The organism is Pseudomonas sp. Larv2_ips, from assembly GCF_963879675.1.
GTDB lineage: Bacteria > Pseudomonadota > Gammaproteobacteria > Pseudomonadales > Pseudomonadaceae > Aquipseudomonas.
The window spans coordinates 1,311,595-1,327,416 of the sequence record NZ_CAWOAW010000027.1 but is presented as its reverse complement, the minus strand read 5'-3'; the positions used below and the strand labels follow the sequence as shown (position 1 = coordinate 1,327,416).

13 protein-coding genes and 1 pseudogene are annotated in these 15,822 nt (G+C 51.7%); 4 read left to right on the top strand and 10 right to left on the bottom strand.

Translation table 11 applies throughout. The features are described 5' to 3' along the window. Positions 1–4 precede the first annotated feature (4 nt). The 7 genes and pseudogenes from rfbA (AACV02_RS22945) to AACV02_RS22915 form a co-directional block, all read right to left on the bottom strand. Positions 5–889 (bottom strand): glucose-1-phosphate thymidylyltransferase RfbA, encoded by an 885-nt coding sequence (gene rfbA, locus AACV02_RS22945; protein WP_119742821.1) that lies wholly within the window; start codon positions 887–889, stop codon positions 5–7. Between the two features lie 2 nt (positions 890–891). After that, on the bottom strand, positions 892–1,788 hold the full coding sequence (gene rfbD, locus AACV02_RS22940) for a dTDP-4-dehydrorhamnose reductase (protein WP_119742195.1): 897 nt from the start codon (positions 1,786–1,788) through the stop codon (positions 892–894). Positions 1,789–1,905: 117 nt separating this feature from the next. Continuing rightward, positions 1,906–2,585 (bottom strand): annotated as a pseudogene (locus tag AACV02_RS22935) (ABC transporter permease); the annotation flags it as partial. Continuing rightward, positions 2,585–3,130, bottom strand: a complete 546-nt coding sequence (gene rfbC, locus AACV02_RS22930; protein ID WP_119742193.1) for a dTDP-4-dehydrorhamnose 3,5-epimerase — start codon at positions 3,128–3,130, stop codon at positions 2,585–2,587. The pseudogene AACV02_RS22935 and the gene rfbC, both read right to left, overlap by 1 nt. Continuing rightward, positions 3,130–4,014 carry a glucose-1-phosphate thymidylyltransferase RfbA gene (gene rfbA / locus AACV02_RS22925; protein WP_119742191.1) on the bottom strand — a complete coding sequence of 295 codons (885 nt, stop codon included), beginning with the start codon at positions 4,012–4,014 and terminating at the stop codon, positions 3,130–3,132. The genes rfbC and rfbA (AACV02_RS22925) overlap by 1 nt, the downstream gene beginning before the upstream one ends. A gap of 2 nt (positions 4,015–4,016) precedes the next feature. Beyond that, a complete protein-coding gene (gene rfbD / locus AACV02_RS22920) occupies positions 4,017–4,913 on the bottom strand; it encodes a dTDP-4-dehydrorhamnose reductase (RefSeq protein ID WP_119742189.1) in 897 nt (298 codons plus the stop codon). 570 nt (positions 4,914–5,483) lie between these two features. Continuing rightward, on the bottom strand, positions 5,484–6,344 hold the full coding sequence (locus AACV02_RS22915) for a DMT family transporter (protein ID WP_119742187.1): 861 nt from the start codon (positions 6,342–6,344) through the stop codon (positions 5,484–5,486). Positions 6,345–6,765: 421 nt separating this feature from the next. Between AACV02_RS22915 and AACV02_RS22910 the strand changes: the two genes are divergently transcribed. The 4 genes from AACV02_RS22910 to AACV02_RS22895 all read left to right on the top strand — a co-directional run bounded on the left by AACV02_RS22910 (position 6,766) and on the right by AACV02_RS22895 (position 12,214). Continuing rightward, positions 6,766–7,554: a CPBP family intramembrane glutamic endopeptidase gene (locus AACV02_RS22910; RefSeq protein ID WP_119742184.1), complete on the top strand. Its 789-nt coding sequence runs from the start codon at positions 6,766–6,768 to the stop codon at positions 7,552–7,554. 1,607 nt (positions 7,555–9,161) lie between these two features. Next, positions 9,162–10,160: a glycosyltransferase family 2 protein gene (locus AACV02_RS22905; protein WP_119742182.1), complete on the top strand. Its 999-nt coding sequence runs from the start codon at positions 9,162–9,164 to the stop codon at positions 10,158–10,160. Further along, complete coding sequence (locus AACV02_RS22900; RefSeq protein WP_119742180.1) at positions 10,157–10,495, top strand: EamA family transporter; 339 nt, start codon at positions 10,157–10,159, stop codon at positions 10,493–10,495. The genes AACV02_RS22905 and AACV02_RS22900 overlap by 4 nt, the downstream gene beginning before the upstream one ends. 51 nt (positions 10,496–10,546) lie before the next feature. Then, a complete protein-coding gene (locus AACV02_RS22895; protein ID WP_119742178.1) occupies positions 10,547–12,214 on the top strand; it encodes a hypothetical protein in 1,668 nt (555 codons plus the stop codon). A gap of 131 nt (positions 12,215–12,345) precedes the next feature. Here AACV02_RS22895 and AACV02_RS22890 read toward each other — a convergent pair whose 3' ends face one another. The 3 genes from AACV02_RS22890 to AACV02_RS22880 all read right to left on the bottom strand — a co-directional run bounded on the left by AACV02_RS22890 (position 12,346) and on the right by AACV02_RS22880 (position 15,755). Then, positions 12,346–13,455 (bottom strand): glycosyltransferase, encoded by a 1,110-nt coding sequence (locus AACV02_RS22890; RefSeq protein ID WP_214247218.1) that lies wholly within the window; start codon positions 13,453–13,455, stop codon positions 12,346–12,348. A gap of 144 nt (positions 13,456–13,599) precedes the next feature. Further along, positions 13,600–14,793 carry a glycosyltransferase family 4 protein gene (locus tag AACV02_RS22885; protein ID WP_119742174.1) on the bottom strand — a complete coding sequence of 398 codons (1,194 nt, stop codon included), beginning with the start codon at positions 14,791–14,793 and terminating at the stop codon, positions 13,600–13,602. An 8-nt stretch (positions 14,794–14,801) separates the two neighbouring features. Next, positions 14,802–15,755, bottom strand: a complete 954-nt coding sequence (locus AACV02_RS22880) for a GDP-mannose 4,6-dehydratase (RefSeq protein WP_119742172.1) — start codon at positions 15,753–15,755, stop codon at positions 14,802–14,804. Positions 15,756–15,822: the final 67 nt, after the last annotated feature.

Genomic DNA, 15,822 nt, shown 5'->3' with positions numbered 1-15,822 from the left:
TCCATCAAAAAATCTTCTCAAGCAACACACGCTTGAGGTATTGGCCGTAACCGTTCTTGAGCAGCGGTGCGGCCAGGCGCTCCAGTTGCTCTGCATTGATCCAGTTCTGACGGAAGGCGATCTCTTCAGGGCAAGCCACTTTAAGGCCCTGACGGTGCTCCAGCGTGGCAATGAAGCTGCTGGCTTCGAGCAGCGACTCATGAGTACCCGTGTCCAGCCATGCATAGCCACGGCCCATGATTTCGACCGACAGCTTGCCGCGCTCCATGTAGATGCGGTTGAGGTCGGTGATTTCCAGCTCGCCACGTGGCGACGGCTTGATGCTCTTGGCGATTTCAACCACGTCCTGGTCGTAGAAATACAGACCGGTGACGGCGTAGTTCGACTTGGGCTTCAGTGGCTTTTCTTCCAGGCTGATTGCTTTGCCCTGGGCATCAAACTCAACCACGCCATAACGCTCGGGATCGTTGACGTGATAAGCGAACACACTGGCGCCGTCCTGACGCTGCATGGCGCTTTTGAGCAGCTCGTTGAAATCGTGGCCGTGATAGATGTTGTCGCCCAGCACCAGCGCCGACGGATCGTTGCCGATAAAGTCCTCGCCGATGATGAAAGCTTGGGCCAGACCATCCGGGGATGCCTGTACGGCGTAGGAAAGATTCAAGCCCCAGTTGCTGCCATCACCCAGCAGCTGTTCGAAGCGCGGGGTGTCCTGTGGCGTGGAAATGATCAGGATGTCGCGAATACCCGCCAGCATCAGCGTGGTCAGCGGGTAGTAGATCATCGGCTTGTCGTAAACCGGCAGCAATTGCTTGGAGATTGCCAAGGTTGCAGGGTGCAGGCGTGTGCCTGAACCACCGGCCAAAATGATTCCTTTACGTTTAAGCATGTTCATTTCTCTAGAATTTCTTTAAGCATCCGTGCCACGCCGTCCTGCCATTCAGGCAGGCGCAGTGAGAAGGCATTTTGCAGTTTTTGAGTGTTGAGTCGGGAGTTACCCGGGCGTTTGGCCGGCGTCGGGTAGGCCGCGGTGGTGATCACGCCCACCTTGGCCGGTTCGACCTTGAGCTGCACGCCAGCCGCTTGCGCCTGTTCGAGCACGAAGCGGGCATAGCGGTGCCAGGTGGTCTCGCCTGCGGCGGCGAGGTGATACACCTCGCTCAAAGGCGGGTTCGAGCCCAGAGTGCCGATCGCGTGCGCGGTGACGTCGGCCAGCAGGTCCGCCCCGGTGGGCGTACCGAACTGGTCGTCAATCACGTTGAGGCTGTCGCACTCAATGGCCAGGCGCAGCATGGTCTTGGCGAAGTTGTTACCGCGTGCTGCGTAGACCCAACTGGTACGCAAGATCAGGTGCGCACAGCCGCTGGCCTGGATGGCCTGCTCGCCCTGCAGCTTGGTCGTACCGTAGACGCTCAGCGGGCCGACCGGGTCGCTTTCCAGCCACGGCGTGTCGCCGGTGCCGGCGAACACGTAGTCGGTGGAATAGTGCACCAGCAAGGCATTCAGCTTCAGCGCCTCGGCGGCCAGTACCGCCGGGGCTTCTGCGTTGATACGCAGGGCTTGGGCGGGCTCGCTTTCGGCTTTATCGACAGCGGTGTAGGCCGCTGCGTTCACGATGACGTCAGGCGCAAACCGTTGCACGGTCGCAGCCAGACCCGGCAGATCGTTGAGGTCGCCGCAGTAGTCCGGGCTTTTTGAGTCGAGCGCAAGCACTTGGCCCAAGGGCGCCATACTCCGCTGGAGCTCCCAGCCCACCTGGCCATTTTTACCCAGCAATAGAATCTTCATACCAAACGCTCGGAATAGTGCTTCACAGCCCATTCGCGGCAAGAGCCGGACTGGATATTGATGACGGGTTCATCCGTCCAGACGATTAACGCGCGAGCAACCTACCCCACCGCCCACAATAATGGGCACAAGAGGATTCATTTGCATAATTACTTGGTAGTCTTCAGGGAGGGATGATACAGGATAAAATATTGCAGATAGAAACATGAGCATAGTAATCACCACACCGATAACCTGTGATATATCACGCAAATACACGCCTAGGGAAGCAAGCGCCCAGGAAACCCCCATCGAAAAAAAACAATCAATGGAAAAACAACGACGGGGAAATAGAGCACTGTTAAATGAGGAACACCAAAGAATATACAATAAAATATTAGCCATACGAACAGGCTTACCAACCCATGAAACAAGGCAGCCCCGAGTATCACCCAAGGCAAAATCTCCAAAGGAAAAACAACCTTCTTCACATAATTAACATTGGACAACACCAGATCCGGAGCACGACTAGCACACTCAGCAAAAATATTAAACACTATGAGACCCGCAAACAGAACAAGAGCGTATTCTGTTTTTGACCCACCACTTCCCGCGCCCCAACGCGCATTGAAAACCACACTAAAAACGAAAGTGTAAACTGCAAGCATTAATATTGGGTTAAAAAATGACCAAAGCAGACCAAAACTTGAACCCCGATATCGCCCTAATATCTCTCGCTTCGTAAGCGTATTAATAAGAGATCGATTACGCCAATAACTTGCAACCATTTCTATAGGAGAGTAGGAAAAATTTTGCATCAATCAAAAACCTCAGCCTTAGCCAGTAACGAACCTTGCATATCCTTTGCTGATAGAGCTGGAGGCTCATTTATTGGCCACTTTATAGCTAGAGCCGGATCATTCCACAGAATCGATCGCTCATGCGAAGGTGCGTAGTAGTTCGTTGTTTTATAGAGAAACTCTGCCGTATCCGAGAGCACAACAAAACCATGAGCGAAACCTTCAGGCACCCACAGTTGATTCTTATTTTCCGCAGAAAGATAAGCACCCACCCACTGCCCAAATGTCGCAGAGCTGCGGCGAATATCCACAGCAACATCAAACACCTCGCCTTGTACGACGCGCACCAACTTTCCTTGAGTCTGATGCGTTTGATAGTGCAGACCACGCAATACGCCTTTGACTGAACGAGAGTGATTGTCTTGCACGAATTGTATTGAGCGGCCGATAGCCTCTTCAAAAGAGCGATGGTTGAAGCTCTCAAAAAAGAAGCCACGATCATCACCAAACACTTTCGGCTCAAATAACAATACGTCAGCTATAGCTAATGGTGTGACTTTCATTAGTAAATTCTCTCGTGGAGCAGGCGCTTGAGGTATTGGCCATAACCGTTCTTGAGCAACGGTGCGGCCAGGCGCTCTAGTTGCTCTGCATTGATCCAGTTCTGACGGAAGGCGATCTCTTCAGGGCAAGCCACTTTAAGGCCCTGACGGTGTTCGAGCGTGGCAATGAAGTGGCTGGCCTCGAGCAGTGAGTCGTGGGTACCCGTATCCAACCAGGCATAGCCACGACCCATGATTTCTACCGATAGCTCACCTTGCTCCATATAGACGCGATTAAGATCGGTAATTTCTAGCTCACCGCGAGGAGATGGCTTGATGCTTTTCGCGATATCGACGACTTGTTTATCGTAGAAATAAAGTCCGGTGACGGCATAGTTCGACTTGGGCTGCAGTGGCTTTTCTTCCAGGCTGATCGCTTTGCCCTGGGCATCGAACTCAACCACGCCATAACGCTCGGGATCGTTGACGTGATAAGCGAACACACTGGCGCCGTCCTCACGCTGCATGGCGCTTTTGAGCAGCTCGTTGAAGTCGTGGCCGTGATAGATGTTGTCGCCCAACACCAGCACCGACGGATCGTTGCCGATAAAGTCCTCGCCGATGATGAAAGCTTGGGCCAGACCATCCGGGGATGCCTGTACGGCGTAGGAAATGTTCAAACCCCAGTTGCTGCCATCGCCCAAAAGTTGCTCGAAACGCGGGGTGTCCTGTGGCGTGGAAATGATCAGAATGTCGCGAATACCCGCCAACATCAACGTGGTCAGCGGGTAGTAGATCATCGGCTTGTCGTAAACCGGTAGCAACTGTTTGGAAATAGCCAAGGTTGCAGGGTGCAGGCGCGTGCCAGAACCGCCGGCCAAAATAATTCCTTTGCGTTTTAGCATAGTCATTTCTCTAGAATTTCTTTAAGCATCCGTGCCACACCGTCCTGCCATTCAGGCAGGCAAAGGGAGAAGGCATTCTGCAGTTTTTGAGTATTGAGTCGAGAGTTGCCAGGACGCTTGGCAGGCGTGGGAAAAGCGGCCGTGGTTATCGCGCCGACGGATGCCGAAGCGACTTTGAGCTCCACGCCTGCCGCCTGCGACTGTTCGAGCACGAAACGGGCATACCGGTGCCAAGTGGTCTCACCGGCTGCCGCAAGATGGTAGATGCCTTGCAATTGAGGGTTCAAACGCACCGCACGGATGGCATGTGCGGTGACGTCCGCCAGCAAGTCCGCCCCGGTGGGGGCGCCGAATTGGTCGTCGATCACATTCAGGCTGTCACGTTCCGCTGCCAGGCGCAGCATGGTCTTGGCGAAGTTATTACCGCGCGCCGCATACACCCAACTGGTGCGCAAAATAAGGTGCGCGCAGCCGGACGCCTGGATAGCCTGTTCGCCTTGAAGCTTGGTGGTGCCATAGACACTCAGCGGGCCGACTGGGTCGCTTTCCTGCCACGGCGTATCACCCTGGCCGTCAAACACATAGTCCGTGGAGTAATGCACCAGCAAGGCATTCAGCTTTCGGGCTTCTGTTGCCAGCACCGCCGGGGCTTCAGCGTTCACGCGCAGCGCTTGGCCCGGCTCACTCTCGGCCTTGTCGACGGCGGTGTAAGCCGCTGCGTTGACGATTACGTCAGGCGCAAACCGCTGCACGGTAGCCGCCAGCCCTTGCAGATCTTTCAAGTCACCGCAGTAGTCCGGGCTTTTGGAGTGCAACGCCAGGACTTGCCCCAAAGGCGCCAAGCTACGTTGGAGTTCCCAGCCTGCCTGGCCATTTTTGCCAAGCAGCAAGATTCTCATACAGAACGCTCGGAGTAGTGCTTCACTACCCGACCCAATGCCACGTTTGCACCGATAAAGCCTGCACCGCCGGTTACTAAGATAGTCATTGAGTTAAATCTTTTAAGTAATGTCGCAAGGATGGCCCAGAAGTGTCCATCAACGTCTGCCGATTCACACCGGCCAACCCAAACCCTAGCACTCGTCTGATAAAACCGCCTCGACGATTAACAGGCAAGCAACACGTTGATTGAGCGTGCTTGAAACACGAAGAGGTCGACGAAACGGGGAAAATTAGGCGTTGCACCAACGAAACCGCCACATTGAATACGACGACAGTATAGAGACGGATTTTAAACAAATACGGCCTGCAACCACGACTTTGTCACTAGAGAGAAACCCTCGACAGAAGCCGGCAGCGTTGCTCAGCCCGCCGCCACCTGCAGACGCACCGATTACCCCATATAAAATAACAACTTACAGTCTAAAGGGCGGAATTATTACAGCATTGCCCTACAGGTACAACATGACCCTCTGATGCCCAAGGGGGCGTTTCGGCGTGCGATCTACCGCCCCCTTGATGCTCACCTTCTAGTGTTTACGGAAGACAAACGCCAAGCCGATGATGATCAAAACCATCCCCAGCACACTCAATACCGCGAGCAGATTGCCAAAGATCAGATAGTCCATCACGGCCGTTACCGCCGGCACCAGGTAAAACGGGCTGGTGACATTCACCAGATTGCCTCGCGCAATCAGGCGGTACAGCAACAGCGTCGCCAGCAATGACACCACCAACCCCATCCACAGCACCGGCAGATACAAGCCGGGGTTGTGTTCAAAGTGGAAGGGCTGGAATGGCACAAATACCGAGCACAGCAACAGTCCGGCCAGGTACTGCACCGGCAGCGTGCCCAAGGGGTTGTCAGTAATGCGCTTCTGCATGATGGAACCAAAGGTCATGCTCGCCAGCGCCAGCAGTCCGAACAGCATCCCTGCCAGAGACATGCCCGACAGCCCAATGCCCTGGTAGACCACCATGATCAACCCCGCCAACCCCAGCGTCAGGCCGAACATGCGGCTTAACGAACGCTGACGCTCCATCAGCACCACCGTCAGGATCGGCTGCACGCCCATGATGGTTGTCATCACGCCGGGCGTCACTTTGAGGTCCATGGCCAGCAGATAGAAAATCTGATAGGCCCCCAGCAGCACCAACCCGGTTGCCGCCGCATACAACATCGGCTTGCCGGGGCGGGGCAATTTCAGCTTGAGGATCGGCACCAGGATCACCAACCCTGCCAGGGCGAGGGCAAAACGGATCAACAAAAAGGCAAAGGGCGAAGCATGGGCCAGGCCCAACTTGGAGAAAATCGCCCCGCTGCTCCACAGCAGCACAAACAGGCTCGTCGAGGCCGCCGCGGCCACGGATTGTTTCGAAAGAACAGACATGAATACCACCTGTCATCAGGCAAAAAAGCCAATTCAGCTAAGGCTGAAACTCAGTAGGTTTTTTCAGGCGGGCACAGGGGAACAGCGATTCGCTGATCAGCCCGAAATGCCGACACCCGGCGGTGATACGACTGCGTACGCCGGCGTGCTACTGACAGGTGGGGGGTAGTGACTGATCTGCGCAGGCTGCTTACTCGCGCGCGGCACGACCACAGCGTTGACCGCTGAATCGACTACCGCTATGCGAGGGGAAGCAGGCATGGGCTGATCTTGTGTGAAGGGTTTGAGAGCGCCGACTATAACCAGCCGTCGACATAATTTGCAATCACCCGCGCAGCAGCCTATTCGCGTGGAGGAGTTTTCACTTTGAGACAAAGATACGTCGTTATAATGTCGACCAGTTTTTATCCAAGGATTTCACATGCTCGCTCTGCCCTGGCTGTACCTGGCGCTTCTCTCCATTGGCTATGTACTCGCCTTGACCTATGGACAACTCGGCGCGCTGGCGGCGGTGTCAGTCGCCTTGCTGCTGATCGCTGGCTACGTCGTGCGCCAGCAGCGCACACCTTGGGCGCGTTACGTCGGTCATGGGCTGTTCATCGTACTGGCCCTGGGCCTGGCGATGCACTGGCTGCCCGGCTTCTACAATGGGCGAGCAATTGACCCGCAGCGCTTTACACCTGACGCCGTACCGTTCTCGATGTACCTGAACCAGGACAAACCGCTGATTGGCTTCTGGCTGTTGCTGGCCTGTCCATGGATTGTGGCGCGGCGCTCATTGCGCCTGACGATTTGCGTTACGGCACTGGCCTTGAGCCTCACAGCCGTCGCCGCATTGGGCGGCGCGGTATTGTTGGGGATCACCAACTGGGCCCCAAAGTGGCCGGAACAGACGTGGATTTGGGTGCTGAATAACCTGCTGCTAGTTACGTTGGTAGAAGAGGCGTTATTTCGGGGCTATATCCAGGGTGGCTTGAGCCGACGCTTCAAGCAACTGCCTTACGGGGAGAACCTGGCCCTGCTATTGGCTTCACTGTTGTTTGGGCTGGTGCATGTCGGCGCCGGGTGGCAGTGGACGTTGTTGGCTGGGATTGCCGGGGTTGGGTATGGTTTGGCGTATAGATTTGGCGGGTTGGGAGCGGCGGTGGTGACGCATTTTGGGGTGAATTTGCTGCATTTTGGGTTGTTTGTGTATCCGATGGTGAGGTGACGTTAGGGTTAAAGCGTGGCGCATATACTTATCGACTAAACAGTGGGCGCAAGAACACATGCACCAGCACTGATACCGACGCCCAACTGCAAAACGTGACCAACAAGAAGCAAAAAGCCGATAATTAAACCCGCGCAAAAAAGTTAGGAACCCAAAAAAACGAGGACACACTATTCTTGCAAACCGCAAAATCAACAACCACTAGGCTGGGACAACCGCCCTGAGGAAGGGAGCTTTTTTATAAAAACAACAAACTCAGAAACTAGACACACTACAAAAGCATTAAAATAACAGCAATACAAGGGCTAGTGAAATCCCAGTTATAACCACGGCTTTCAAACTCTCGAATAATCATCGGATGGAGCAAATACACACCAAAGCTTAGTCCACCTAAAAAGAATAGAGATCGACGCAGACAAAAAACTTGACTACGATATACGAAGAACGCTTGGAATCCAAATAAAAGTAGAAAATGCCGCCAACACAACCAGCGGAGAAAATACTCATAAAAGAGTTCGGCATTAACAGCTGCGCCTTTGGAATAGTGCCATATCGAGAGGCCGTCAGCGATGTTGCCAGCAGCCAAACAGCAAAATACAATGACGCCTTAACACTTGCAATAATGCAATTATGATAAAGGACGGCACCGACTAATAGATAACCTGGGCAAATATAGTAGATGGCAGTGTCGCCCCCTAAAACAGGCATCCCTAGCAGTCTAGTCATAAAGGGGAATATACTCGCTACCAAAAAACCGGACCACTACTATCAGATATCTCATGCCCAACGTGCTGCATCTAAAAAGAAGCTAAAACAGGGATAATGAAATACGCAGGGCTCAAGGTATACAGATACCAGAGGTGCACGGCCACCGGCGCCGCAACATCAAAAACATCCACTCCTTGACTTTCCATCCAAGCAGCCAAAAACATATAAAAATATAAATGACCACGCAAACAGCATAAAAACAATACACCACGCCCGCTTCAATATAGTACCAACGCCGTCCGATTTGGTTAGGAGCAAGGCGCCTGTTATCATGAGGAATATTGGCACATAGATATGAGAGACATTCTCCTAGGTGTTTACCGCCCACCAGCAGGGTCAATTGATTGCAGCAAGCCCCCTGCCCGATATATGAATCAATAACACCATCAATATTAAAAATTCGCACAACTTCCAAAAAAACACCATGAGGTCTTTTCGATGTTTCAACGATTTTTACATGAAAAACGTCCAGAAGTCATAAATTATTCGTAGACGGTTTATTTCTATTGGAATGTAATCAAATATAATACCCTCCGTTTAGCCAGCATTCAACGAGTAAACTTACCCAACCGTATAAACTATATTAATAGAGTAAATAAAAGCCACGCCACCTATCTCCCTATACGAAAGCGAGCACGAAAGCAAGAACAAAATCGACCTCGGAGTGCATTTCTAAGACGGAGAAATCGCGCGCGCCGAAGGCGTAGAGCGCGATCCCTCGCAGAAGATTGAGTCAAGGCAGAAAATAGTTGACTTCAAGACAGCCCACATATTCTTCACTATCGCGAATATGTTAGTCTTTAGCCTGATTTTTTTGCATTAAGAGATGGAGTACTCACGTGACTGATCAAGCTACGAAAATAGCAGTTCTCATACCCAGCTATAAGGTACGGAACCACATACTGGAGGTTATCCGGCAGATCGGTCCTGAGGTATCTAAGATCTACGTCATCGACGACTGCTGCCCAGATGGGTCTGGAGATTTGGTCACCGAAAGCTGCACCGATGAAAGGGTCACCGTAATACGTAATGCCGTGAACCTTGGCGTGGGCGGCGCGGTCATGGCCGGCTATAGGGCAGCCATCGCAGATGACATGGATATCATTGTTAAAATTGATGGTGATGGGCAGATGGACCCTAGCCTGATCGGTGACTTTGTTTCCCCTATCATTGCGGGCAATGCTGACTACACCAAAGGCAATCGTTTCTTTGATCTCGAAAAGATCTCAGAAATGCCCAAGATCAGGCTGTTCGGCAATGCCGTACTTTCTTTCATGACAAAACTTTCTTCAGGCTATTGGGATCTTTTCGACCCAACCAATGGCTATACGGCCATCCACCGCGACGTCGCCAAGCACCTGCCTTTAGATAAAATCAGCAACCGATACTTCTTTGAGACGGATATGCTCTTCCGCCTGAATACATTGAATGCTGTTGTGGTCGACATCCCAATGGATGCAAAATATGAGGATGAGGTCAGCAATTTGAAGATCTCCAAAGTAATTGGTGAATTTCTGTTGAAACACACCCGAAACCTTGGAAAACGGATTTTCTATAATTATTACCTGCGCGGCATGTCGCTGGCGTCAATCGAGTTGCCATTAGGCATTATTTTGCTGACCATCGGCTCGGTGTTTGGCATTAACCATTGGATCGAGTCCCTACAAACTAATATACAGACTCCAGCTGGCACAGTGATGCTTTCCGCATTGCCGGTCATTGTGGGCATTCAGTTCCTACTTGCTTTTATCGGGCACGACATTTCATCCACTCCGACCAAACCTTTTCATGTACTGAGACAAAAGCACACACTGGTAAAAAAGGATAAGCCGGCATGATTTACGTTATTGCATTAGCGTGCGTTGTCGGCATTGCGACTGGCCAAATACTCTTCAAGTTGAGTGCGGCCTCCCTGCATGAAACGGGCAGTTGGTTCGACCCAAAAACGATGCTGACATTATTCTTTGCGTTAGCACTCTATGGCATCACCACCATTGCGTGGATCTGGGTTCTGCAAAAAATCGACCTAGGCAAGGCTTACCCATTAATGGCGCTGGCGTTCGCATTGGTGCCCGTTGGAAGCCACTTCGTGCTCGGCGAGCGCTTTCAACCTCAATACTTCGTAGGCGTCGCCATCATCATGCTGGGCATCATAGTCACTGTAAAATCCTGACTGGAAGTTTTTATCGGTTTGCCTTTTTAAAATGCAATTAGAGCCTTTACAATGATTAATGCAACGAGCAAAAGAGAAAACTTAATAAACACAGGGAAGGCAATTGTTTTTACGTTGACCTTGGTGGTCGTAATCTGCATTCAATTTCGTGTTCAATTATTAAATCATTTTAGCGTCCTTTACGGCGACAGCTACGACGCAACGATTACCACGGTCATTCTCGAACACTGGTTCAATACGTTCAGGGGCGATTCAAACTGGTCGCAGCTTTACTACTACTTCCCCTACACAAACACCCTGGCTCAAACGGATGGGCACTTTTTGATCGGTGTCATTTACTCCGTGATTCGGCTATTTGAGTCTGACGTTTATCTTGCGTCTGAATGGTCAAACCTGCTCCTGAGGGTGATAGGGTTCGTGGCCTTTTTCCTGATGGCTCGCAAAGTCTTCACCTTCAGCTTCTTTTGGTCATTGCTTGCAGCATCGTTGTTTATTTTAAGCAACAATATGACTATCCATGGCAATCGCATCCAGCTGGCAACGGTTGGTTTCGCTCCAGTAATGGCCATGCTGCTTTTCTATACATACAAGGCGCTCGAGGCAGGGAACAAGAGTAATATTCTCAAGTACGGAATCAGTGCCGCCGTATTTCTCGGCGCCTGGACGCTGACGTGCTTTTATATCACCTGGTTCTTCATCTACTTTTGCATCTTTTTCGTCTGCATCGCATTCTATCTGGCGCCGAAGACAACCAAAGCTAACATCTTTAAGCAATGCAAAAGCTCTTATAAAGCGCTCGTCATCGTTTTTCTGGCATCCATAATTTCACAATTACCCCTACTCTCGGTCTATCTGCCGAAAGCAAAAGAGTCCGGCATGCGCCCGTATGAGGTAGCTTTGTCAAATACGGTCCCACTGGAAGGCATTCTTCAAGTCGGCCAAGGAAATCTGTTATTTGGTGAACTGTACAACAAACTGACAACAAGTCTGTCTCCAACCTACATACCCAACGGTGAATACTATAATACCGGCATTTCGCCGATTATTTTCATCCTATTTATTGCCGGTGCCTTGATCGCGATCAGAAAAAGGCATCAACTCGGCAGCTCATTAATATGGCCTGCTATGGCCTCCGCAAGCCTGCTGACCTGGGTATTCATACTTAATATAAAAGGGCACAGCGCCTGGTTCTTTTTGTACATGCTGTTCCCGGGTGCAAAGGCATTGCAGGTCGTTTCAATCTACCAGATATTTCTTGCGATACCGGTGATATCGCTGGCCATCTGGTACCTATCCAAAGCTTGCAAAAATCCGCCTAAAATACTGATGGCGATTATTGTAAGTCTTCTGATATTAGAAGAACTTAACCATGCATATGTGTCTTTGGTCCGAGAAGATGAGCTGGCGAAATCTGAATTGAGCACACCGCCACCTGCGGAATGTTCTTCATTTTATGTCAGCGGATGGGCAAAACAACCAAATGAAGGCGACATCATTCTCAATATGTACGCTCACAACATTACGGCTATGCTTATCGCAGAAAAAATCAGCCTTCCTACGATAAATGGCATGGCCTCCTTTAATCCGAGAGACTGGAACTTTGCCTACCCCAATCGCCCTGACTATGACCAACGGATAAGTCAATATATCAGCAACCACCAGCTCAGCAATGTTTGCAAGCTCGACCTCGAGAGCAAGGCATGGAGCAAAACCTGGTAAGTATATGATGCAATTAGTTGCCATGCCGCTTTACATAGCGCCATGGCAACTACCCATCGAGAGGGCCCATCTGTGATACCACACATGCGTGCATCATCGTAACTTCGCAGTGATTTTCTGTAGACGTATAACTAGCTGACGCTCAACAGCGCTGCATATTTCTTCACATATGCCTCGCCCATGCTTTGCGATGTAAACACTTGAAGGTAGCGCTCCCGGGCAGCCACTCCAAAACGAGCAGCAAGTGCGGGCGACTCCCATAACTGCGTCATCGCCGCACGCATTGCAAGTGCATCCCTGGGTGAAACCACGAGCCCCGAGACCTGATCTTTATTAATATAACTGGTACCAGTGCCTATTTCGCTGCAGACCATCGGCTTACCAAACATGGCAGCCTCCAAGAGACTTATCCCAAATGCCTCAGAGCGCAGGTGAGAAGGAAAAACTACCGCGTAACATGCCGCCAGTAAGTTGACCTTTTCTTGCTCGGTGACCTGCCCAATGAAGTGCACATTATGCAACTGCTTCTCGGCCGCCATCTTCATCAGTTCCTGCTCTAACGGACCAGCGCCGACAATCAACAGCGGCCAGTCTTTACCTTCCATCGCTTGCAACAAATACTCTAAACCTTTGTAATAACGAAGCACGCCTACAAACAGGAAAAACCTTCCTCGCTGCCGTTTTAAATCAGCCACTTTTTCGGGCTGAACCGGGAGATACATAGATTCCTCCAAGCCGATGGGAATCGCACTAGTTTTATCCGGGTACTTGGCCAACACCGGTGAGCTTCTTATGTAGTTCGGGCTGGTAGCGACAATGGCATCAACGCTATTCAAGAATGCGTTTTGCAAAGGCGTATAGAGGCACTTCAAAACTTTCTGCCGAACGATATCAGAGTGATAAGTCACGACGGTGGGTTTCTTCACACGCGTGGCGAAATGGACAACGTCCATGAATGGCCAGGGAAAATGATAATGCACAATGTCGGCGGATTTGGTGAGTTCGGCAAATACCTTGAAGGATGATAAGGAGACCCCCGTGGATGCCAGATTAAAGTCTTCCTTGGCATGAACCAGTCGATAAGCCGGTCCTTCCTCCGACGACGCCCCTTCCGGTGCTAAAGAAAGCACAACGTTTTCACACCCTTGCTGACTTGTTGCATGGGTTAGATGGCGAATAAACATTTCCACGCCCCCATGTTGGTGGGCGGCAAAGGTTTTGTAAAAATGTAGTATCTTCAAACAGCACCTATATCGGCTTGAGGAACATCTTGCATAGAGTCAGCTCATTCGCCTTTCGTTTCGTAGACGTCGTAAAATATTCAAACGGACGTGGTTTTCAAATAGCATTGCGCTGGTATCTGCATCCGCAGCGGAGCTCTTTTACTATAATGAATTCAATGGGTAAGCAGAGCCCTTCGCCTTCACGTAGGCCTTTAGGGTTTCCTGCGCGCAACGCGACCAGGAAAATTCACTCGCGCGGATCTTGCCGTCGTAGGCCATGCGGGTACGCAACGCCGGATCCTCTATAAGTTCAGAGATGGCCGTCGCCAGTACCGCAGCATCTTCGACGTCGAATAACCTGCAGGCGCCATTGGAAAATTCGGCCATTGAAGTTCCTGCCCCACAAATAACGGGTACACCGCTGGACATGGCTTCTAGTACGGGCAAGCCGAATCCTTCATAAATGGATGGATAGATGAAGGTAGCAGCACCCGCATAGATAAATGGCAAGTCGTGTGAACTAACATATTGAAGAAAGCGAACTTCGCCTTTCGCTTGCATCGCCAAGATGCGATTGATCAAATCCGCATTCCGCCAGCCTGGTGCGCCGGCAATGACCAAAGGCCAATGGCGACGAAGTACCTCGGGCAGGCGATCCCATGCATCCAGCAATACGGAAAGCCCCTTACGCGGTTCAATTGTTCCCACAAACGCCAAATAGCGACCATGTACCAAGTCATACTTGGCCAACACCGATCTGGTCGCCTCTTCAGTACGTGCTATAAAGCGGGAATCGGCGCCAAGATAGATAGCTGTCACCCGATCAGGCACTACGCTGAATTGCTCAATCAACTGCGCGCGCACAACTTCTGAGTCAGTAATAACGAAATCCGCACGGTCGAGCGTGCGCGGGAGCTGGCGATTCAACCAGGCCACTCGCTCCGCTGGGTGGAATTCAGGATGACTGACGAATGAGAGGTCATGAATGGTGGTTACGCTAGGGCCGTCATGAGGTTTGAGAATGAAATTGGGCTCGTGATAGACAAAGTCTCGACGCGTACGGCTACCCTGCTTGAACCGCGATTCAGACCACGCCGCCTTGAGGCGATAAGCCAAAGGTAACGAGCGTAGAGAACTGCGTAGTTTGCTCTTCCATCCGCCATTGGGGCTGACGAGGGGGGCAGGCTGCGTGAAGCAGTCGTGCCCCTTCAAGACCTCTGAAGCGGGAGAGAATCTATCACCGTTAAAACAATCCACGGCCTCGATAACCTCGAGCGCGTTAAATTCTCTCAGCAAGTTGAGCGTGTAATTGCCAATACCGGTCAAGGGAGGCCGTAACGACTCCGTGCCCATCATCACTTTCACTATTCAGCCACCACACGCAAACGCCAGTCAGCCAGCAACGAAGCCAGGGTGTCTTTCAGCGGGGTAGCTGGTTGCCAGCCGAGCACGTTGCGGATGCGGTCACAGTTACCCACCGCAAACGGAATATCAGACGGGCGCAAGCGCTGTGGGTCGAGCTCCACGGAAATACTGGCGGCGCTCTGACTGATCATCTCATCAAGAATATCGCGAATTTTGCGCGCCTGCCCCGATGCGATATTGAACAGCCGTGGATGATCACGACCATCGCTCAATTCCAGCAACTGCAAGTAAGCGGCACACACATCACGCACATCGAGAAAATCACGGCAAGCTTCAAGGTTGCCGACTTGCATGATAGGGGCCTGTTTGCCACTTTCGATCAGCGCAATCTGGCGAGCAAACGAAGCGGTCACAAAGTCGGGCGACTGGCCGCTGCCGATGTGATTGAAGGGCCTCGCAATGACACCTCGAACGCCCTGCTTGAAGTATTGCTCAAATGCCAACTCCGCAGCCAGTTTGCTGGCGGCGTAAGGGTTCATCGGCAAGCACGGGCTACTTTCGTCCAGCGCTACGCCGGCCTTAAAGACCTCTCCGTACACTTCCGAAGAACTGGCAAACACGACGAATGCTTCCGGTGCCTTCTGCTTAATGGCTTCGAGCAGATTCAGGCTACCAATCACATTGGTATTCCAGGTCAGCAGAGGGTCGCGAAAACTGGTCGGCACATGGGAAATGGCGGCCAGGTGGATAATATGGGTTGGGCTTAACCGCTCCAGCGTCGCTGCACAAGCGCTTGGATCTCGGATATCCAATACAACCTGTTCGACACCTGCACGGGGTGACACGCTAGGCGTAGTACAAGCACAGCTTACTCGGTAGCCTGCAGCCAATAGTTGGTCGAGCAGTACTTTACCGACAAAGCCATTAGCTCCGGTCAACAGAACATGTTTCACCGCAATTCACCTTTGGCCTGAATAACATGAGTAGGACGGAGCGGGTTCGAACACGAACCCGCCCGCT